This window comes from Idiomarina sp. 017G (assembly GCF_004362265.1).
Taxonomy (GTDB): Bacteria; Pseudomonadota; Gammaproteobacteria; order Enterobacterales; family Alteromonadaceae; genus Idiomarina; species Idiomarina loihiensis.
In genome coordinates this window covers 30,656-49,783 of sequence record NZ_SNWT01000005.1, presented here as the reverse complement: position 1 = coordinate 49,783, position 19,128 = coordinate 30,656, and the positions used below count along the sequence as shown (strand labels likewise).

The following is a 19,128-nucleotide window of genomic DNA, read 5'->3' as shown; positions in this document are numbered from 1 at the left end:
GCCAGGCGACCGCCACGATGGGATGAGTAATGGCAGATATAAAACATTTGATTGCAAACAACAAAGAGTGGGCGGAGCAACAGGTAAAGAACGATCCTGATTTTTTCAAACGCTTAGTAGGGCAGCAATCCCCGCAATATCTATGGATAGGCTGTTCCGATAGTCGGGTGCCGGCGAACGAGATTGTGGGGATGGCTCCGGGTGAATTGTTTGTACACAGAAATGTCGCCAATCAAGTCATCCAGACTGATTTTAACTGCTTGTCGGTTATTCAGTTTGCCATTGAAGCGTTGAAAGTTCGGCATATCCTTGTGGTGGGTCATTACGGTTGTGGGGGTGTAAAAGCGGCACTTGAGAGTAAACCTCACGGGCTGGTTGATCACTGGTTGTATCCAATTCGTGATGTGTACCGCGAGCATGCCGAAGAGTTAGAGCAACTGGGCGAGACCGAGCAGATTGATCGTTTGTGTGAACTGAACGTGATTGAACAGGTTAAAAACCTGGCCAAAACCAATATGGTGCAGGAAGCCTGGGACAAAGGTGAGTCACTGACAATACACGGTTGGGTCTATCGTTTAGATAATGGTTTGGTTAATGATATGAATGTATCGGTTTCAAGCCGGGAAGGCATGGAGCAGGTGTACCACGTTTACCACCAAAAGTTGCCGAAAGGCGGTTAAAGTCAAGATTTGATGAATTACTGAGCAAACTGCCATAAAAACGCTCAAACAGAAGTATTTTTAGAAAAAATAGTTGACACATTAGCTCAGGTCACAATAGAATGCGCCCCGCTGTCAAGGCAGTCTGCGACTGTCAGGTGCGGGGCTATAGCTCAGCTGGGAGAGCGCTTGCATGGCATGCAAGAGGTCAGCGGTTCGATCCCGCTTAGCTCCACCAAGTTGTTTTGGTAAAGCATTATTTGGCAGTAAGTATTTGGTTGTTGCGTCCCCTTCGTCTAGTGGTCCAGGACACCGCCCTTTCACGGCGGTAACAGGGGTTCAAATCCCCTAGGGGACGCCATTCAAATACAAAATGTAAAAAGTAATTTCTGCGTCCCCTTCGTCTAGTGGTCCAGGACACCGCCCTTTCACGGCGGTAACAGGGGTTCAAATCCCCTAGGGGACGCCATTACTTTTCTGCATATATTAAATTAAGTTCCATGGGTCCCCTTCGTCTAGTGGCCTAGGACACCGCCCTTTCACGGCGGTAACAGGGGTTCAAATCCCCTAGGGGACGCCACTTAAATCAACCGCCCGCAGGCGGTTTTTTTGTTTCTGGCTTTCGCTACTGGGCCAACTTCAGTAAATAAGGTTCCAGAAAATCAGCTATCTTTGGCTGGGCTTCCGCGGTGGGGTGAATGCCATCATCCTGCACATAATCCGCATTTGTTGCTATTTCTTCCATAAAGAAAGGTATGAGTGTCACATTTTTTTCTTCTGCAACTTCCTCAAACATTTTCTGGAACTGTTCAGCAAAACGCTGGCCATAGTTTGGTGGCACCATAACCTGACTCAAACCGACTTTAACGCCTTGTTGCTGCGCCTGGTCGATGATTTGTTTCAAATTTGAACGAACTGTGTTTAGGTCGAACCCACGAAGTCCGTCATTACCACCCAGCTCAATAAATAATGCGTCGGGTTTATGACGCTCTAAAACGCCTTCTAAGCGGCGCAAACCACCACGAGTGGTCTCGCCACTAATGCTGGCGTTAATGATGTTAATATCGGGATGAGAGCTCTCCCAGCGTCGATCTAACTCGGCAACCCAGGTTTGTTCCTGAGAAAGCCCATAACCGGCGCTTAAGCTGTCACCTAAAACGACAAGTGAGACATTTGCGGAAACGCTGCGTATAACCAACAACAGCGCTAAAAATAAACACGTTTTCAAAAGGAAGTTTTTCATTTTATGCTCATTCAAGCTCAACAACTGGAAAAAACCGTAGACACCTCTGAGGGTCCATTACAGATTCTGCAGCCAATTAACGTCAGTATCAATGCCGGTGACACCGTAGCCATTGTCGGCGCTTCCGGCTCAGGTAAGTCGACGTTATTGTCACTACTGGCGGGTTTAGACCTCGCATCCTCCGGAGAGGTTCTTATAGAGAACGAAAAATTAAGCGAATTGGATGAGGAGCAGCGCGCAAAAGTTCGTGCTGACAAAGTCGGCTTCATTTTTCAGTCGTTCCTGCTGGTACCTAGCTTAAGTGCCTTAGAGAACGTTATGCTGCCGGCAGAACTGGCCGGACATAAAGGCGCAGAGAAAGAAGCCAGAGAATTACTGGCGAAGGTTGGGCTGGAAGATCGCTGGCACCATTATCCTAACCAACTGTCTGGCGGTGAGCAGCAACGCGTAGCTATTGCTCGGGCTTTTGTTGGACAACCCAAAATTCTGTTTGCTGATGAACCTACCGGTAACCTTGATGCAAAAACCGGCGGCAAGGTTGAAGAGCTGCTATTTGACTTGAATAAGGATTATGGCACCACACTTGTTGTGGTCACTCATGATCAGCGACTTGCTGCGCGTTGTCAGCGCGTGTTGCAAATGGAAGCAGGCCAGCTATCGGAGGCAGATCAGGATGTGGCATAAGATTTCATTTCGTCTGTTAAAGCAGGAGCTGAGGCGCGGTGAACTGACCATTATGGCACTGGCTATTATTTTGTCGGTGACCGCAGTGCTTTCGTTGTCTATTTTCAGTGATCGTCTGCAAGCAGGATTAACTGAACGTAGCAGTGAGTTTCTGGCTGCCGACAGAGTACTAAGTTCCAGACGCGATATTCCGCAGGAGTGGCTTGAGCAAGCCGGGCAAATGAACTTGAAAACCGCCTGGAAAGTGGTTTTCAATTCCATGGCTTTTGCTGACGGAAACATGACCCTGGTGGATGTTAAAGCGGTGAGTGACGGTTATCCTCTGCGCGGTGAGCTGGAAATAGCGGATCAACCTTTTGGACAAGGTTACGTTGCCAAGGGGCTCCCCGCAGAAGGTGAAGCCTGGGTGGCATCGCAGCTGTTTCAGGCGCTGCAATTAGATATTGGCGATGATATTGAAGTGGGCAATAGTAGCTTTAAAGTCACTAAGGTGGTTACTTACGAGCCTGACGTTGGCTTTTCAGTTTTTACCGACAGTCCTAACGTATTGATTCGCCATTCGCAGCTGGAAGAAACCGGTCTGATTCAACCCGGCAGCCGGGTTCGTTTTAATGTGCTGATGGCTGGTAATAACAGTGATATTGATGCTTACGAAGAATGGCTGTTACCACGCCTGAATGACGATACGCACAGCTGGCGTAGTATTGAAGATGGCGACAGTCCGTTGTCACGGTCGCTGAATCGTGCCGAGCGCTTTATGATGCTCGCAAGCTTACTTGGTGTGGTTCTGGCTGCAACAGCTGTTGCGGTTGCAGCACAGCGTTATTGCCAACGAAATTACGATGTGGTCGCCATATTCAAGACCTTAGGTGCCAGTCGTCAGCAAATCCGTCGTATTTTTATGCTGCACCTGTTGCTATTAACCGCTGCGAGTGTGGCCATCGGTATGGCGCTTGGCTGGGCTCTTCAGTATCTGGTTATTGAGTGGGTCGCACAGAAACTGGATGCGACTTTACCTCAGGCGGGCTGGCAGCCTTATGTTTTAGCCGGAGCCACCGGTGTTATCAGTGCCGTTATGTTTACACTGTATCCGTTATTCCGACTGGTCTCTATTCCGCCGCTGCGCGTGCTGCACCGTCAGTTAACGGCGGGTAACGCGGTACGCTGGCTACAATGGGTACTAAGTGGCGGAACCATTTACGCATTGCTGGTTATTTACAGCCAGCAGTGGTGGTTATCGACAGCCTTATTTGCAGGCGGTGCAGTCGCCGCTGTGCTGCTGCTTGGATTAGGCCGGCTGTTTATTTCTGCCAGCCGTAAGGCGGGTATGCAAGCAGGCAGTAGCTGGCGCCTGGCTATGGCGGGCTTACAAAGAAGAGCAGCCGCCAACAGTGTTCAAATGCTGAGTTTTTCAACCGCCATTATGCTGTTGTTGCTCGTTATTGTTTTGCGTAACGACTTACTGGAAGACTGGAAAAGTCAGTTACCAGCGGATGCGCCAAACTATTTCGCCATCAATATAGCCGAAGACAAAGTTGATGACATGCAGACCATGTTTGAGCGAGAGAACATTCCGTCGACGGATCTGTACCCCATTGTACCTGGGCGCTTAACCCATATTAATGGCGAGAAGCTGCTAGACGAAGTCACCAAGGAAGATCGTGATGACGATGATGCTGAAGGCCGCGAAGGTATAGGAAGAGAGCTTTCACTGACCTGGCGAGACACCTTGCCACCTAACAACGAACTTACTGCTGGAGAGTGGTGGGGCGACAACGCTGAACCTCAGGTCTCTGTCGAATTAAATGTCTCCGAACGACTGGATATAAAAGTGGGTGATGAACTACGCTTTAACTTAGGTGGCGAAGAGTTCACTGTGCCAGTAACCAGTTTGCGTAAAGCCGACTGGAATACCCTGCAGCCAAACTTTTACATGATCTTTAATACCTCGACACTGGAAGATTTTCCGGCAACTTACATCACCAGTTTTAGACTGGGTGAAGACCGAAAAGATGAATTGTACCAATTGTTTAAACCTTTTCCGCAGACGTCGTTGATTGATCTGGACGCTATGATCAATCAGATTCGGGAAGTGATTGGACAGGTCAGTTTAGCCATTGTTTTTGTATTAGTGCTGGTCATTATTGCCGGAGCTTTAGTGTTGGTTGCGCAGGTGCAGGCCAGTATGGAAGAACGGCAGAAGGAACTGGTGATTTTACGAACCCTGGGAGCGCCGGGTAAATTATTGAGTCGCAGTATTACTTATGAGTTTCTGGTGCTTGGGGCAATTAGCGGGCTAATAGCAACCTTAGCCATGGAAGTCTCGCTATTTATATTGCAAAACCAGGTATTCAATATGACGCCAGTGATTCATTGGAAACTTTGGTTGTTAGGACCGGTATTTGGTGCTGTTGTGGTGGCTGTTTTAGGTCGTTTATCCTGCCACCGGCTCATTCAGAGAAATACGGCGCAGCTTATACGTAAGCTGGCCTGATGGAACATAAAAGAGGTGACCGATGAACATTTTAATGACAGGTGGTACTGGGCTTATTGGCTCAGCGTTTATTCATAAGTACCAGGACACGCATCAGTTTACGGTCACCACTCGCAGCAAGGAAAGGGCGAGAAAAAAGCTGGGCGACAATGTAACTTTGCTGTCTTCGGTCGATGAAATTGTGGATATTGGTCAGTTTGATGCGATTATAAACTTACAGGGCGAGGGTATTGCGGATAAACGTTGGTCTGATTCCCGTAAGCAAGCCCTGAAAGACAGTCGTTGGCAGGTGACAGAAAAGCTCGCCGCCATGATTAATAAAGCAGAAAAGCCACCTAAAGCCTTTTTGAGTGGCTCGGCCATTGGCTATTATGGTCCGCGTGATGCAGAGCCGGTTAATGAAGACCATGTCGCTGAACATAAGGACTTTGCTGTTACTTTGTGTCAGGAGTGGGAGCGACGGGCTTTGGCAGCAAAAGATGCAACTCGTGTAGTTTTGCTGCGTACCGGTGTCGTTTTGGCAAAAGGAGAGGGAGCATTAGCAAAAATGCTGCCGCCTTATAAGTTTGGTTTAGGTGGTCCGTTGGGTGAGGGCAATCAGATGATGTCCTGGATCCAGCTGGACGATATGATTCGAGCCATTGAGTATCTGTTGGAGCACGATAATTTGTCCGGGCCCGTTAATATGACGGCTCCCGGACCAGTGACTAACGAAGCCTTTAGTCGTACCCTGGCATCGGTTATGAATAAACCGCACTTTATGAGAGTACCGGCGTTTGTCCTTAAGTTAGGCTTGGGTGAAATGTCGTCGATGCTACTTGAAGGGCAAGCTGTGGTGCCGGATAAACTGCGTAATCATGGCTTTCAGTTTGAGTATCCGACAGTACGAGAAGCTTTTAAGGCAAGTGTTTAATTCTTTACACGTCTTTTTGTTTTCTTAACGGACAGTGTTTTCGGAACTCAGTAAAATTGAGGGATGAAAACAAAAAACCAGTATCCACTTAAACAATTAACCCTTGGCGTTGGCATTTTTATGCTGGCGCTTACCGGGTGTACTTCTATTCCCGCTGAAAGCCCTCAAAACGTAGTTGGTACTAGAGAATCTGGTAAAGCCTCTTACTACGCCATGAAGTATCAATTCAGAACTACCGCAAGCGGTGAGACTTATAATCACTTTTCCAGCACCGCGGCTCACCGAACCTTGCCGTTTGGAACCAAAGTTCGAGTCACCAATATTGCTAACAACAAAAGTGTTGTGGTGAAAATTAATGATCGTGGGCCGTTTATTGATGGCAGAGTGATTGATTTGTCACGCTCCGCTTTTGATAAAATAGCTGATCTTGACTCAGGGGTTATTGAAGTGGCGACTGAAGTGGTTGATTAGATTTAATATTTTGGTTGATATGTTACAAAGTTTAACAATTTGAGGCGTGACCTACTGCCTCATTAAGATTAGTCTCCTTAGATACGTTTAATTTAGGGAGCTAATATGTACTTTTGGAATATTGATGCGCTGAAAAGGGACTTTCTTCAGGGACGCTTCAGTCAAACTCAAGCCTTTTACTATTTGGTAGTGATGTTGGTTTTATTTACCCTACCAATAGCCATTGTGGGTGAAAATACGTCGGTGTGGGATAAAGCTCTGTTCTGGGTTGAGTTAGCCTTTGTTGTACTCGGAACGACATTTATTTATAAGTCTAATGGAGGGCGTGACGGTAGGGAGTTTCTTGAGAGATATGTTTCACTCAGCTGGGTGGTATTTATACGGTTACTTCCACTCATAATACTCTTTGGCATTATTGTTTCAATTTCTCGGGATATTTTTATCGGTGATGCAGACTATTCGTTTACGGTTTATGACTTTGCCGCTGTTATCCTGATAGATTTTATTTACTACTGGCGCTTAAGCCATCACATGGCTGATTTGAGTCAGGCTAGCGTTTCCGGAGTACAGCTCAGTGGTGAAAATTAACGAGCTAATGCTGGTTACTGCTTATGCATTGCTCTCCTTAGTTTTAACTGGGTGCAGCGCAAACTTAGTAACGACAACGAACAAAAAGACTCAACTGATTAATGAGGAAACCGGGCGCTTTCAAAACCTGGACGCCGGTGAGAAGAGCTATCCGTTAACCTGTAAACAAGATTGCTATAAGCCTCGTAGCGATATTCAGTGTGGTAGCGATGGGTTGTGTCAGTACACTGGAAATAAGAAGGCTTTCCTCGGGGGAACGGATTTCTCTGTTAAATGGCTGGGTCACGCAGCTTTTGTCATTAAAACCTCAAGCGGAGAGACGTTTTTAACGGATCCAGTCTTCAATGACTTTGACTGGCCAGTTAACTGGCTGTTTTCACTTGTTGGAGGTGAACAGCGAAAGGTGAATGTGGAGCCAGATCCAGAGCTGATTGATGCCACCGATGCGGTATTATACTCCCATATTCATTACGATCATTTTAATAAGAGCGATATTGAAACCATAGGGCGCAAGCCCGGATACTTAGTGCCATTGAATCTGGCCGATCACTTTCCATCCATTGGAGCAAATATAACTGAACTCGGTTGGTTTTCTTCGAAGAAAATAGGTGACTCTCTGGTGACTGCGGTGCCTGCTCACCACTTTAGTAGCCGCACCTTGGTGCCCTTTATTTACGAAGATAACAATAAAGACTCCTGGAATGCCTGGTTAATCGAAAACAAGGGGAAGACGTTGCTTTTCGCCGGAGATACCGGTTATTCAGAACACTTTAAAGTAATAAACAAGCGTTACGGTGATATTGATGTGTGTCTGTTGCCGATAGCGTCTTATTACAGTGAAGAGTCGCCTGAATGGTATCGCTATGTTCACATGACGCCGGAAGACGCCCTGGCGGCAGCCGCTGATCTTAATTGCAAAGTATTTATCCCCTGGGGATACGGCAATGCAAGCTGGGGTCTGGGAGATCTATCCTCTCACTCGGCACTAACTCGCTTTTTAAATATGGCAGAGAAAGTTGGGACATCAGCTGAAATCGTGATTTTAAACGAAGGGGAAAGCTTGTAGCTTTCCCTTTTGCTTGTAACCTGGCAACTAAGAAGCGGTGCAGTTGATTACCAGCCAGTAATGCGTTGCCAGGTGTTATGCGAACCGTCACTCATTAGCACATGGTAAACGGGATGCATGGCGGCAGTGGCACAGGCATGGTTGGGCATAATGCGTAGTTGATGACCAACGGGAAAGTCTTCTAATTGGTAAGCGTCGCTTAACTCTATAACGCCGTGCTCTTGCGAGGTACTATTAACACAAAGGCCATCAAGCACAGAACCGTCTATTTTACATACTTGTCCATAGCCAAAATCACGGTTCTGACCCGCTGTTCCACTATCACGCGACAATGCCATCCAGCCGCTGTCAGTCAGCAGCCAATTCTTCTCTTTGTTGTGGCCGATTACTGTGGTGACGACGGACATGGCTATGTGCGAGAAGTCGCATACACCGATGTTTTTCATGACTAAGTCAAAGGTGGTGTAAACGCCGGCTCTGACTTCACTAATGTCACTAAAGTCTTCGCCAAAATGAGCTGTCGGCGTTGAACCAACGCTGGTTATAGCGCAGTGAATACCGGCGGTTTCCAGGTTGTTTCGTGCTATTCGAACGGCATCGCATTCTTGTTTGGCGAAGTTTTTTAAGCCTTGTTCCGTATTGCAGGCGTATGAGCCACCGGCATGGGTCATTAAACCGGTGAAATGCTCGCCAAGTGTTTTTGCAATGGTTAACAATTTTGAATCGCTTGGCTTAATACCACCACGGTGATCGTCACTGTCTATTTCAATAAAAACGGAAAAGTCTTGCCCAAACTCAGCAGCATAATCAACAACCGCTTGTGCCTGCGTTATATTATCTAAAAGAATATGCAGATTAATGCCTTGCTGTCTTAGTGCGGCTACACGCTTTAGCTTTGCCGGCGCTATGCCAACAGCATAAAGTAAATCGGTATAACCTGCCTTCGCGTAGGCCTCGGCCTCAGCTAACGTTGATACTGTGGCCGGAGCACTCTTACTATCGAGTAGATACCCAGCCGCCTCCAGAGTACGCAGGGTTTTTAAGTGCGGGCGTAAATGACTGCCAAGGGACTCAACCCGTTGCTTAAGATAGTTAATGTTACTCTTCAATTTAGCTTCATCGATGAGCAAATAAGGTGTATCCGGATGTGCAATCCAGTCAGGAGCTGATTTCATAATTGTTGTCCTGCGTTTGTGATAATTAAAACTGCCAAAAGGCGTAAAGCAAGCCGGGAATAACGCTTAAAATCATGTAAACAGCGTAACGATAGTGCAATTTAATACCGGCGACAGAAGCGAACATAATGCCTTTAAGCAGAGTATTACTGACACAGGCTAAGATAATTCCCGTAGCGGCTACCTGGCGCGAGAGTTCGCTCTGAGCTGAGCGTGATAGTGACAAGGTAATAGCGTCAACATCCATCAGACCGGATATTATGGAAAGGCCGTATATCCCGGCATCACCAAACCAGTTTTTCATTGCCTCTGCCAATAACAAAATAACTGCTAATAAAATACCAAACTGGATAGCAGTGGTCAGTTGCAGTGGGTTATTGATGGTAATCTCTCCGGTTTCGGAGGGAGGATTACGTTTATGTTGTCTGTACATGAGTGTTATGACAGTTAATAACCCGGCGAACATGAGAAGAATAGGCGGCCACAATAATGGTAAAAGTTCACGGTTAACCACAAAGACCTCAATAAGAACTCGCGGGAACATAATGCTACAGGCGAGCAGCATGCCGCTGGCGTAAATTACGCTCTGAGAGTTTTTTTTCGCAAAACGAGCCATAGTTAGGGTAACGGCTGTGGATGATGCGAAGCCTCCGGCGATTGCGGTAATCAAAGTGCCGCGCCTCTCTCCCAGCAGTTGGGTAAACAGATAGCCAATAAAAGACAGACCCGAAATTAAAACGACCATCCACCAAAGCCAGTAGGGGTTCAACGCCTGCCAGGGGCCGTAGCCTTCATTTGGCAGCAAAGGCAGAACCACCACAGATATCAATAGTAGTGTGATACCTGAGTAAAAGGCCTTAGGTGAAATGCATTTAAGCAATTTGTGCAGACTTTTTTTATGGCCGAGAAGAGCAACAACTACCGCACCGCAACTGAGCGCAGGTAGAGGATCACCAGAGGCAGCCCAAATTGCCAGTGCAAAAGTCAGCAGCATTGAGAATTCGGTGGTAATACCTGCGTCATCGGAGAGCTTGCTATAACTTATATAAGACGATGCAATGAGTATGGCAACAACAATGAAACCGGTAACGATAAGCCATACGCCCCATTGTTGAGCTAAAATAGCAAAAACACCGCCGCTAAGACCTATTAGGCTGAAGGTTCGTACGCCGGCAACACGAGTGCCCTCATCACTGTCCCTGCCGCTCCAGCCGCGTTCAATGCCTATCATCAAGCCTAACGCCAGAGCTGCCAGTAAAGATAACGCCAGTTCGATTTGGTAGTGCATTGCGAAGCGCCCTTATTAATTAGACTGATTCTATAACGACTTTAATTGACCTGCAGTGCGTCTAGCAAGCTTTTACGCCAGAGAGACTCTTTGAATTGACTGCGAAAGAAGTTGAAATGCCCGATACCTTTGCTTTCGGTTATTTCCGGTTGCAAGTCTTTTAATACCTTCTCTGCGTTAGGGTAGTGCGCCAGCAGGTTTTCGATGTTGGAGCGTTGCAACAATTCGTCGTCAGTAATATGAAAGGCGCTGATGGGTGCAGAAAATTCATCGTAACGGACTTTTTGATCAGTACTGATGTTATCAAACAAATAGTCTTTACTGCGGCACCAGCGACTCCATTGCTTCATGGCTGCCGCGGGCATATCACCAACCATATTCAAACGCTTGCCGGGAAAATAACCTGCAATGGGCGTGCTGATTGGCACGGCAAAATACCACAATAACCAGGAGGTGCGACGAACCTGTTTACTGGCTTTTAACCAGTATCCGGTGCCACTGGCAATGGTCACCATCTTGTCAATTTTGTGGCTGTTATGTGCCATGGCGACAATTTGGCCACCCAGGCTGTGAGCCAGCCAAATCAGTGGTTCACCTTTCTGGCTGGACTGTGCATAGTCAATCACGGCGGTCATATCGAGCTCGGCCCATTCGATAATATCAGACTTGATTTGTTTCAACGGCTTATCAACGGACTGGCCAATACCATAATAGTCAAAGGTAATGACGCGGTAACCCTGTTTGCTTAACCAGAGGGCTATGGGTTGATAAAAACGCTGTTTCACACCTAACGCAGCAGCTATAACAACAGTGGCCTTAGCAGTTGACTCAGGTTCAAAACGCACACAATGCAGGTAGCGATTGTTAGCGGTAAGTTCGACGCTCTGCATAGTCACTGATTAACCTGATTAGTTCGGTAAAACGGCGTTGAATGGCTTCACCGTCGCTTTTTTGTAGACACCGGCTTGCCAGTAGGGGTCGTCGTTAGCCCATTGTTCCGCTTCTTCCTGAGTCTCAAATTCAGCAATGACCACAGAGCCGGTAAAACCAAGCACGCCCGGGTCCAGCTCCGCAATAGCCGGACAAGGGCCTGCGACGAGCAGGCGGCCGTCATTTTGTAACGCTTTTAAGCGTTCAAGATGAGCAGGACGTGCCTGCTTACGACCCTCCAGAGAGTTCTCATGGTCTTCTGCAAAAATAACAAACCACATTAGTCCTGGGTCTCCTCATCAATGGCGTGATGATACATATAGAATCCGGTACCAATTGTGAATACGAGTGAAATACCCAGTATGCCAAAGACTTTAAAATTAACCCATGCCTCCTGGCTCCAGAATTCCGCAATGTAAAGGTTTACTGCTGCCAGTGCCAGGCAGAATATGATCCAGGCATAGGTTAAGCGCGACCATGCTGTATCTGGCAGCTTAATATCTTTACCCATCATAGCCTGAATTGGACTGCGTTTTTTCCATATCAAGCCGCCTAAAAGCATTAGCGCTATGGCCACGTAAACGACGGACACTTTCATTTTAATGAACCAGTCGTCGCGCAATAAAAGTGTTACTGCGCCAAACAGCATTACTACAGCCAATATTACCCAATGGCGAGTGGTTATCGGCTGCTTAAGTAGTTTTAACGCCAGAATTTGCAACACAGTACCAACCATAAGCACGCCAGTAGCGACGTAAATATCCGCTAGTTTGTAAAACACGAAAAAGGCGATTATGGGTAAATATTCTAACAACAGGGCCATTAACTACTCCGGAGGCAACTCTACGACAATTGGGTTGCGGCCTTCATGCTTTTTACAAAAGCCTTTAAGTCCGCTACTTGCTGCGCGTTATTGTCGAGGTTTTTCTCGATAAGCGCAACCACAGCCGAACCACTAATGGCACCGTCTGCACCTGCTGCTAGCGCTCGCTGAACATGTTCCGGCTGGGATATACCAAACCCAAGCAACGTTGGCGGGGCACCTGCTTCTTTCAGTTTATTAATCAGTTCCGAAGCGGGGGCCTGCATTTGTGTGTCAGCACCGGTAACCCCTGAACGACTCAGTAGGTAGACATAACCAGCACATTGCTTAGCGATATCAACTAACAACGCATCACTGGCATCAGGCGGCGCAATAAACACTGCTTCAATACCAATTTCATTGGCAATGTCGGCAAAGCGTTTAGCTTCTTTTGTAGGAACGTCGGCAATAAGCACTGAATCTACGCCTGCATCTTTCATTTGCTGGTAAAAGTTGCGAACACCTTTCGCGTAGATTAAGTTTGCGTAAACCAATAAGCCTATGGGTATCTGCGGTGAATAGTCTCTAATTTCTTTTAAAATCTCTAAAATATGCTTAAAGGTTGTTCCCGACTCTAAGGCTCGTAAATTTGCCCGCTGGATCATGGGACCATCAGCAACCGGGTCTGAAAATGGCAGACCCAATTCCAGCGCATCGGCACCACCATCAATAAGAGCCTTGATAACGTCCACACTTTGCCCCGGAGTTGGGTCTCCAAGTGTCACAAAAGGAACGAAAGCACCCTGGTTATTAGCTTTTAATTGTGCGAAACAGCTTTCATACCGGCTCATTTTTGTTCTCCTTTCGCGCTAACTTCAGCATTTTCCTGAGCACTAAAAATACGACGTACGTGGTCAATGTCTTTATCACCGCGGCCGGATAAGTTAAGTAGTAATATTTCCGGAGCATCTGGTTCTGCGGCTCGTTTTAGCGCGTAAGCCAGCGCATGGGCAGGTTCCAGCGCAGGAATAATGCCTTCATGGCGGGAGAGCAGCTTAAAGGCTTCCAGTGCTTCTTCATCGGTTACTGATTCGTATCGCGCCCGACCAATAGCTTTTAAATGCGCATGTTGAGGGCCCACGCCGGGGTAGTCCAGACCGGCTGATACTGAATAGGACTCCTCAATTTGTCCTTCGTCGTTTTGCATTAAAAACGATAGACAACCATGCAAAATCCCGGGTTTACCCGCAGCCAGCGTAGCGCCGTGCTGCTTGGTTTCAACACCTTTACCTGCAGGCTCAACACCTACTAAATCAACACCTTCCTCGTCGATAAAGTCGGCGAACATGCCAATGGCGTTGGATCCGCCGCCGACACAGGCAATAACTTCGTCCGGTAAGCGACCAGCTTGCTCGATAATTTGGGCTTTAGCTTCTTCACCAATCATGCGGTGAAATTCACGCACTATAGTCGGGAAGGGGTGTGCGCCTGCAGCTGTTCCTAATAAGTAGTGGGTGTTGGGATAACTTGCTGTCCAGTCACGCAGAGCTTCATTGACCGCATCTTTTAGAGTACCGCTACCGGTATCCACAGGTACCACTTTTGCGCCCATTAATTCCATACGGAAGACATTGGGCTGCTGGCGCTCAACATCTTTTTTGCCCATATAAATAATGCATTCCAGGTCCAGCAGTGCGCAGGCCAGGGCTGTTGCGGTGCCGTGCTGCCCTGCACCAGTTTCTGCAATAATGCGCGTTTTACCCATGCGCTTAGCCAGTAACGCTTGTCCCAGCACCTGGTTGGTTTTGTGGGCGCCGCCATGAAGTAAATCTTCACGTTTAAGATAAATTTTGGTTTTATTTGGGCTGTTCAGCGGCAGGTTACGGCACAAACTCAGTGGTGTCGGTCTGCCTAAGTAGTTTTTCAACAATCCGCGAAATTCAGCCTGAAAGTCATCGTCCTGTTGTGCCTCTATAAAGGCCTGTTCCAACTGCTCTAGTGCGGGTAGTAAGATCTCAGGAACGAACTGGCCGCCGAAATCGCCAAAATAAGCGGGTAATGACTGACTCATACAGCCTCCTGTTGGGTATTCTTATTTGAAAGATGTTTTTCTGAAAAACGACCATAATGGCGGATTTTCGTGAATGTTTGAGCTACTTTTTGGCTATTTTTAATGCCAGGTTTCCATTCGGCTTGAGAGTTAATGTCCACTCCGGCAAAGCCTAACTCTATTGCACTGCTGATGCTTTCAGGGCCAATGCCTCCGGCTAACAGACAACGTTGACGCTCCTCTGTACTTAATGGTTCCAGCAACTCCCAGTTAAAAGCCTTGCCGCTGCCACCACCGCGGTTATCCAGAACAAATGCATCAACCGCAAGATCCGGCAACTGTGCCGGGCTTTCAATAGCTAAAGCTTTCCATATTTTTACTGCTTCCAGACCTGCCTGACGCAATTGCTGACGTAATTGAACAACATAGTCGATATCTTCATGGCCGTGCAGTTGAATAGCAGAGAGCCCGACGTATTTTGCCGTGTCGATAAGGCTCTCTAACGGTTGATCAGCAAAAACACCCACATACTCAAGTCCGTTTGCTTCAGTTGTTATTTGCTTTGCCTGCTTCAGTGTCACACAACGAGGTGAACGCTCAACAAATATTAGCCCGCCGAATACCGCACCCTGAGAACGTGCGTTTATGGCATCTTCAGCGCGAGTCAGACCGCAAACTTTATTTTGTCCATAAAGCAGTTTGCGGCAGGCTAAATCAACGTCCGGCTGGGCGCTCAATGCGCTGCCGATAAGAAAGCCGTTAACAAAAGGGGCAACCCGGCGAATGTCGGCGTGCTCAGCAAAACCTGACTCTGCAATGAGTAAGGCATTTTGGGGAGCCAGCGGAGCTAACTGCGCACTGCGGTTCGGCTCAATGCTCAAGTCTGTTAAATCGCGGTGGTTAATGCCAATGATGTTTGCGTCCAGTTTCGCGGCACGTTTCATTTCTTCTTCGTTGGCAACTTCGGTGAGTACATCCATCGCAAGTGACTCAGCTATATCGCGCAGGGCGATATATTGCGCATCATCCAGGACTGATAACATAAGCAAAATAGCATCCGCACCAAAGTAGCGGGCGCGGTAAACTTGCTCTTCATCAATAAAAAAGTCTTTGCATAAAACCGGCTGGGTAACCTGCCGGCGCACGGCTGTCAGATAGTCCAGTCGCCCCTGAAAAAACTCAGGCTCGGTTAATACGGAAATAGCTGCGGCATAAGGCTGGTAGCTTTTTGCCAACTGTGGTGCGTCAAAGTCAGCACGAATTAAACCTTTTGAAGGAGAGGCTTTTTTACACTCCAGAATAAAACCTGCCTGCTCACCGCTTAATGCTTCATATAAGCTACGGTCACTGGGTCTGAGCTGAGACTTTATTTCACTCAGGGGCATGAGCTCGGCCTGAGTTTTGTTCTGCTCAACCTTGCGCTCAACGATCGTTTTCAGCACGTTCTTTTCTAAACGAATGGTGTCAGACATGATAGGTCTCCTGAGCATCCTGCACCCGACGTAAATGCAAGAGTGGCTGGCCGGTGTCTAAATGCTCCATTGTTGCTGCGGTTGCGGCTTTCATATCGTTGTATTGTCCACTTAAATACAGCAAAGCGGCAACGTTCATTGCAACCGAGTGGCGCTGAGCCGGGCTGCCGCCTCCGGCAAGAATGTCTTCCAGAATACGAGCGTTAAAGTCAGCGTCACCGCCTTTCAGTTCATCAAGCGGGGCGCTGGGAACCCCAAAGTCATTAGGTGTTACATGGTAGTCATTGAGCTCGCCGTTGCGCAGTTCAATAACTCGCGTTGGCCCATGCAGAGCCAGTTCATCCAGCCCGCTTCCGTGTACGACCATAGCACGTTTAACCCCCAGTCGTTGCAGGGTTTCAGCCATTGGCCTTACCCATTCCTCGCTATAAACACCGAGCAGTTGAGCATCAGGACGCGCAGGGTTAACTAAAGGACCAATCAGGTTGAATAAGGTGCGTGTTTTCAGCGTTTGCCTTACCGGCATCGCATGCTTAATACCCGGGTGATAATGCGGAGCAAATAGAAAGCAAAAACCATTATCGGCTAACTGAGTCGAGGCATCCGACGGATCCAGATTAACGCGAAGTTTGAGTGCTTCGAGTACATCAGCTGAGCCTGAACGTGAAGACACACTGCGATTACCATGTTTGGCCACAGCCAGACCCATACTGGCGGCAACTAAAGCCGCCGTCGTAGAAATATTGATGGTATTACTGCCATCGCCGCCGGTACCACAACTGTCAATAACCGTGGTGTCGGAGCGTAAGAATGGCTTCGCTGCGGATAATATGGCTTCAGCGGCACCGGCTAACTCGGCTGGGGTCTCGCCCCGCATTTTCATGGCGATAAGTGCGGCGGATACCTGAATGTCGTTGAGCTCGCCTTTAATTAAGCGCTGGAAAAACTCACGGGTTTGATCTTGTGTCAGAGACTCACCAGACATCAGAGTTTGTAGGGCTTTCATGGCTTTGCTCCTGTTAATAAGTACTGAATACTGTTGCTAAGTAATTGTTTTCCCTTTGGCGTTAGAAGCGATTCAGGGTGAAACTGAAAACCAATGGCATTGGTGTTGTTTTCTTCTTTACCGAAGAATTCAGCAGCCATAGGAATACTACCGTCAGGGCCATCCAAACTGGCAATTATGCTCACTGTGGAGGGCAGGTCATAACCGCTAAGCGAGTGGTAACGAGCCACAACGCATTGGTTGTTGTCTGTCGCGCTGACAAACACCGGGTGTGGCACGGTGTCTATTTTTGCGGTTTTACCATGAACAATCTCACCACAGGTATCCACGCGGCCACCGGCGTGTTCAATGAGCGCCTGAAAGCCGAGGCAAATACCCAGCATGGGTATGCGGCCACCGCAGTATCGGATCACTTCCATTAAGTTGCCTGCGTTTGCTGGGTGCCCGGGGCCGGGTGAGAGGCAGACCAATTGAGGGCCACTGTAACTTTCCAGCTGTTCGATCACATCGGCTGCGGCCAGCTGGTTACGGTAAACGACCAGTGGAAAGCCTAACTGGCGCAACTCATCCACCAGGTTGTACGAGAACGAGTCGACGTTATCTATCAGTACGATACGAGCTGACTGAGTCATTATACCGCCTCCTGGTCAGGTAAAGTGTGAGCCTGCTGAATTGCCAGAATAACGGCCTTAGCTTTGTTTTCGGTTTCGGTTACTTCGCTGGTCGGGTCTGAGTCATGCACCACGCCGGCACCGGCTTGCACTATGGCTTGGTTGTTTTTAACGAAAGCGGAGCGAATAACAATACAGGTATCCATGTCGCCATTCCCGGCCAGATACCCAACAGCGCCGCCGTAGCTGCCGCGGCGTTGCTTTTCAACCTGACGAATAAGCGTTGCAGCGCTTACCTTCGGCGCACCAACCAGAGTCCCCATGTTCATGCAGGCACGGTAAGCGTGAAGGGCATCGCAATCGTTTCGTAGTTTTGCTACTACGCGTGATACCAAATGCATCACATGAGAATAACGGTCAACCTGAAGTAGATCGGCAACGTAGCGAGTGCCAGTTTCGCTAATACGGGCTAAATCGTTGCGGGCTAAATCAACCAGCATTAAATGCTCTGCCAGTTCTTTTTGGTCAAGCCGCAGTTCCAGTTCCATGCGGCTGTCGAGATCAGGGCTAATGCTGCCGTCGGCGCTCTTACCGCGGGGGCGGGTACCTGCAATAGGGTAAAGCTCTACCTGATTGATGTCCTGCTGGTATTTCAATGCAGATTCAGGCGAAGCACCGAACAGACAAAAGTCCGGATGACTCATAAAAAACATATAGGGCGAGGGGTTGTTCTTTTTCAATTGCTGATAAGCGGCTAACGGGTCAGGGCAGGGCATTTTAAAACGCCGGGACGGTACCACCTGAAAAATATCGCCCGCGACAATGTTTTCTTTTAGCCGGGTCACAATGCGTGCAAATTCTTCCGCTGAGGGCGTGGCCGTTACTTGTACATCAACCGGCTGCGGCTGAGGTTCTATTGCCGGTAGCTGACAACGTGCGGCCAGTTCTCCAACACGCTGGCTTATAGTCTGATAACGTTGGTCGTGGCTCTCTCCGCTGAACACGCTGCCAAGCAGCTCAGTGGTCTGCTGTTGGTGATCAATAATTAGCAAGGTTTCCGCCAGGTAAAAGACATAGTCAGGGCAGTTGTTCTCGCCTTCATCAACTTGCGGTAGTTGCTCGTAGCTGGCGACAAAGTCATAAGCAAAAGCACCGCCAAGAAAAACCGAAAACGGATGCTGTTTTGCTGTGTTGTTGGCTTTATTGAGCTTTTGTTGGAGTACTCGCAGCGGCTCCATGTTACTGATTTGACGTAAGCGGGAGTCTTCGTCAATCGGTGTATTTGCTGCACTGAAAGTTAACCTCAGTTGTTCAGGCGTTCTTTCAATGGCGGCACTATCTTTGAGCTGCTCTTCAATCCAGCTGAGCAGAACAGCACCATTATCGGTCAGGGCAATAATAGTGACTTGCTGGTCGTTACAGGTAATTCGTAACGCCGCATCAATCAGTAGCAAGCTCTTTACTTGTTGCTTGGTGCCGATATCAGCTGAGTCCAGCAGTAAATGTTCACCTTGTGTGCTGCAGGTATTCTGAAATACTTTTAGTGGCTCCGCCTGATAGGGCAGCGACACTCGCAGTGTTTCTAAATTGCCGTTTTGTTCTGTTGTCAGGTTTTTCACCTCAGACCTCGTTTTCTCTTGTTGTTTTTCAAACCTGCTCCAGTGAAACGGCAATAA

General features: G+C 48.0%; 19 protein-coding genes, 4 tRNA genes and 1 other annotated feature (1 of these 24 running past the window's edge). Of the genes, 11 read left to right on the top strand and 12 right to left on the bottom strand.

The genetic code is table 11. From position 1 onward, the window contains the following. Positions 1-29: 29 nt before the first annotated feature. The 5 genes from can to DEU30_RS08090 all read left to right on the top strand — a co-directional run bounded on the left by can (position 30) and on the right by DEU30_RS08090 (position 1,239). On the top strand, positions 30-680 hold the full coding sequence (can, locus tag DEU30_RS08110; RefSeq protein ID WP_011235005.1) for a carbonate dehydratase: 651 nt from the start codon (positions 30-32) through the stop codon (positions 678-680). A gap of 141 nt (positions 681-821) precedes the next feature. Beyond that, a tRNA-Ala gene (locus tag DEU30_RS08105) sits at positions 822-897 on the top strand. Positions 898-944: 47 nt separating this feature from the next. Then, a tRNA-Glu gene (locus tag DEU30_RS08100) sits at positions 945-1,020 on the top strand. 32 nt (positions 1,021-1,052) lie between these two features. Beyond that, positions 1,053-1,128 (top strand) — tRNA-Glu (locus DEU30_RS08095). 35 nt (positions 1,129-1,163) lie between these two features. After that, positions 1,164-1,239: transfer RNA gene (locus DEU30_RS08090), tRNA-Glu, on the top strand. A 45-nt stretch (positions 1,240-1,284) separates the two neighbouring features. Here DEU30_RS08090 and DEU30_RS08085 read toward each other — a convergent pair. Next, positions 1,285-1,902, bottom strand: coding sequence for an arylesterase (locus DEU30_RS08085; RefSeq protein WP_011235004.1), 618 nt, complete (start codon positions 1,900-1,902; stop codon positions 1,285-1,287). Between the two features lie 3 nt (positions 1,903-1,905). Here DEU30_RS08085 and DEU30_RS08080 point away from each other — a divergent pair, with 3 nt between their 5' ends. From DEU30_RS08080 to DEU30_RS08055, 6 genes are all read left to right on the top strand, one after another. Further along, positions 1,906-2,586 carry an ABC transporter ATP-binding protein gene (locus DEU30_RS08080; RefSeq protein ID WP_011235003.1) on the top strand — a complete coding sequence of 227 codons (681 nt, stop codon included), beginning with the start codon at positions 1,906-1,908 and terminating at the stop codon, positions 2,584-2,586. After that, entirely contained in the window at positions 2,576-5,080 is a 2,505-nt protein-coding gene (locus DEU30_RS08075) for an FtsX-like permease family protein (RefSeq protein WP_011235002.1), read from the top strand. The genes DEU30_RS08080 and DEU30_RS08075 overlap by 11 nt, the downstream gene beginning before the upstream one ends. Positions 5,081-5,102: 22 nt before the next feature. Further along, positions 5,103-5,993, top strand: coding sequence for a TIGR01777 family oxidoreductase (locus tag DEU30_RS08070; RefSeq protein ID WP_011235001.1), 891 nt, complete (start codon positions 5,103-5,105; stop codon positions 5,991-5,993). 63 nt (positions 5,994-6,056) lie between these two features. Beyond that, entirely contained in the window at positions 6,057-6,464 is a 408-nt protein-coding gene (locus tag DEU30_RS08065) for a septal ring lytic transglycosylase RlpA family protein (protein ID WP_011235000.1), read from the top strand. Positions 6,465-6,569: 105 nt separating this feature from the next. After that, positions 6,570-7,052 (top strand): hypothetical protein, encoded by a 483-nt coding sequence (locus DEU30_RS08060; RefSeq protein ID WP_011234999.1) that lies wholly within the window; start codon positions 6,570-6,572, stop codon positions 7,050-7,052. Then, the gene (locus DEU30_RS08055) at positions 7,039-8,118 is read left to right on the top strand and encodes an MBL fold metallo-hydrolase (RefSeq protein WP_011234998.1); all 1,080 of its coding nucleotides are present in this window, start codon (positions 7,039-7,041) and stop codon (positions 8,116-8,118) included. Before DEU30_RS08060 ends, DEU30_RS08055 begins: the two co-directional genes overlap by 14 nt. A gap of 47 nt (positions 8,119-8,165) precedes the next feature. On the opposite strand, the gene DEU30_RS08050 is transcribed toward DEU30_RS08055, so the two are convergent. Genes DEU30_RS08050 through DEU30_RS08000 form a run of 11 tightly spaced genes read right to left on the bottom strand, consistent with a single transcriptional unit; the run spans position 8,166 to position 19,071 of the window. Next, positions 8,166-9,293 (bottom strand): DSD1 family PLP-dependent enzyme, encoded by a 1,128-nt coding sequence (locus DEU30_RS08050; RefSeq protein WP_011234997.1) that lies wholly within the window; start codon positions 9,291-9,293, stop codon positions 8,166-8,168. A gap of 25 nt (positions 9,294-9,318) precedes the next feature. Beyond that, positions 9,319-10,581 carry an MgtC/SapB family protein gene (locus tag DEU30_RS08045; RefSeq protein WP_011234996.1) on the bottom strand — a complete coding sequence of 421 codons (1,263 nt, stop codon included), beginning with the start codon at positions 10,579-10,581 and terminating at the stop codon, positions 9,319-9,321. A gap of 41 nt (positions 10,582-10,622) precedes the next feature. Further along, entirely contained in the window at positions 10,623-11,471 is an 849-nt protein-coding gene (locus DEU30_RS08040; protein WP_114981965.1) for an alpha/beta fold hydrolase, read from the bottom strand. An 18-nt stretch (positions 11,472-11,489) separates the two neighbouring features. Further along, positions 11,490-11,792 carry a YciI family protein gene (locus DEU30_RS08035; RefSeq protein ID WP_114981964.1) on the bottom strand — a complete coding sequence of 101 codons (303 nt, stop codon included), beginning with the start codon at positions 11,790-11,792 and terminating at the stop codon, positions 11,490-11,492. Continuing rightward, complete coding sequence (ispZ, locus tag DEU30_RS08030) at positions 11,792-12,334, bottom strand: septation protein IspZ (protein WP_011234993.1); 543 nt, start codon at positions 12,332-12,334, stop codon at positions 11,792-11,794. The genes DEU30_RS08035 and ispZ overlap by 1 nt, the downstream gene beginning before the upstream one ends. Before the next feature lie 20 nt (positions 12,335-12,354). Then, entirely contained in the window at positions 12,355-13,164 is an 810-nt protein-coding gene (gene trpA, locus DEU30_RS08025) for a tryptophan synthase subunit alpha (protein ID WP_114981963.1), read from the bottom strand. Further along, complete coding sequence (trpB, locus tag DEU30_RS08020) at positions 13,161-14,384, bottom strand: tryptophan synthase subunit beta (protein WP_011234991.1); 1,224 nt, start codon at positions 14,382-14,384, stop codon at positions 13,161-13,163. The genes trpA and trpB overlap by 4 nt, the downstream gene beginning before the upstream one ends. Then, on the bottom strand, positions 14,381-15,835 hold the full coding sequence (gene trpCF, locus DEU30_RS08015; protein ID WP_011234990.1) for a bifunctional indole-3-glycerol-phosphate synthase TrpC/phosphoribosylanthranilate isomerase TrpF: 1,455 nt from the start codon (positions 15,833-15,835) through the stop codon (positions 14,381-14,383). Before trpCF ends, trpB begins: the two co-directional genes overlap by 4 nt. After that, positions 15,828-16,841, bottom strand: coding sequence for an anthranilate phosphoribosyltransferase (gene trpD, locus DEU30_RS08010; RefSeq protein ID WP_011234989.1), 1,014 nt, complete (start codon positions 16,839-16,841; stop codon positions 15,828-15,830). Before trpD ends, trpCF begins: the two co-directional genes overlap by 8 nt. Continuing rightward, positions 16,838-17,473 carry a gamma-glutamyl-gamma-aminobutyrate hydrolase family protein gene (locus tag DEU30_RS08005; protein ID WP_011234988.1) on the bottom strand — a complete coding sequence of 212 codons (636 nt, stop codon included), beginning with the start codon at positions 17,471-17,473 and terminating at the stop codon, positions 16,838-16,840. Before DEU30_RS08005 ends, trpD begins: the two co-directional genes overlap by 4 nt. Then, complete coding sequence (locus DEU30_RS08000) at positions 17,473-19,071, bottom strand: anthranilate synthase component 1 (protein ID WP_114981962.1); 1,599 nt, start codon at positions 19,069-19,071, stop codon at positions 17,473-17,475. Before DEU30_RS08000 ends, DEU30_RS08005 begins: the two co-directional genes overlap by 1 nt. Positions 19,072-19,123: 52 nt before the next feature. Next, positions 19,124-19,128 (bottom strand) — a sequence feature (Trp leader region) (it continues 100 nt past the right edge of the window).

Excerpts from the sequence above, each read along its gene's own strand:
- can (WP_011235005.1), top strand. The coding sequence starts at position 30 with ATGGCAGATATAAAACATTTGATTGCAAACAACAAAGAGTGGGCGGAG.
- DEU30_RS08085 (WP_011235004.1), bottom strand. The coding sequence starts at position 1,902 with ATGAAAAACTTCCTTTTGAAAACGTGTTTATTTTTAGCGCTGTTGTTG.
- DEU30_RS08080 (WP_011235003.1), top strand. The coding sequence starts at position 1,906 with ATGCTCATTCAAGCTCAACAACTGGAAAAAACCGTAGACACCTCTGAG.
- DEU30_RS08075 (WP_011235002.1), top strand. The coding sequence starts at position 2,576 with ATGTGGCATAAGATTTCATTTCGTCTGTTAAAGCAGGAGCTGAGGCGC.
- DEU30_RS08070 (WP_011235001.1), top strand. The coding sequence starts at position 5,103 with ATGAACATTTTAATGACAGGTGGTACTGGGCTTATTGGCTCAGCGTTT.
- DEU30_RS08065 (WP_011235000.1), top strand. The coding sequence starts at position 6,057 with ATGAAAACAAAAAACCAGTATCCACTTAAACAATTAACCCTTGGCGTT.
- DEU30_RS08060 (WP_011234999.1), top strand. The coding sequence starts at position 6,570 with ATGTACTTTTGGAATATTGATGCGCTGAAAAGGGACTTTCTTCAGGGA.
- DEU30_RS08050 (WP_011234997.1), bottom strand. The coding sequence starts at position 9,293 with ATGAAATCAGCTCCTGACTGGATTGCACATCCGGATACACCTTATTTG.
- DEU30_RS08045 (WP_011234996.1), bottom strand. The coding sequence starts at position 10,581 with ATGCACTACCAAATCGAACTGGCGTTATCTTTACTGGCAGCTCTGGCG.
- DEU30_RS08040 (WP_114981965.1), bottom strand. The coding sequence starts at position 11,471 with ATGCAGAGCGTCGAACTTACCGCTAACAATCGCTACCTGCATTGTGTG.
- DEU30_RS08035 (WP_114981964.1), bottom strand. The coding sequence starts at position 11,792 with ATGTGGTTTGTTATTTTTGCAGAAGACCATGAGAACTCTCTGGAGGGT.
- ispZ (WP_011234993.1), bottom strand. The coding sequence starts at position 12,334 with ATGGCCCTGTTGTTAGAATATTTACCCATAATCGCCTTTTTCGTGTTT.
- trpA (WP_114981963.1), bottom strand. The coding sequence starts at position 13,164 with ATGAGCCGGTATGAAAGCTGTTTCGCACAATTAAAAGCTAATAACCAG.
- trpB (WP_011234991.1), bottom strand. The coding sequence starts at position 14,384 with ATGAGTCAGTCATTACCCGCTTATTTTGGCGATTTCGGCGGCCAGTTC.
- trpCF (WP_011234990.1), bottom strand. The coding sequence starts at position 15,835 with ATGTCTGACACCATTCGTTTAGAAAAGAACGTGCTGAAAACGATCGTT.
- trpD (WP_011234989.1), bottom strand. The coding sequence starts at position 16,841 with ATGAAAGCCCTACAAACTCTGATGTCTGGTGAGTCTCTGACACAAGAT.
- DEU30_RS08005 (WP_011234988.1), bottom strand. The coding sequence starts at position 17,473 with ATGACTCAGTCAGCTCGTATCGTACTGATAGATAACGTCGACTCGTTC.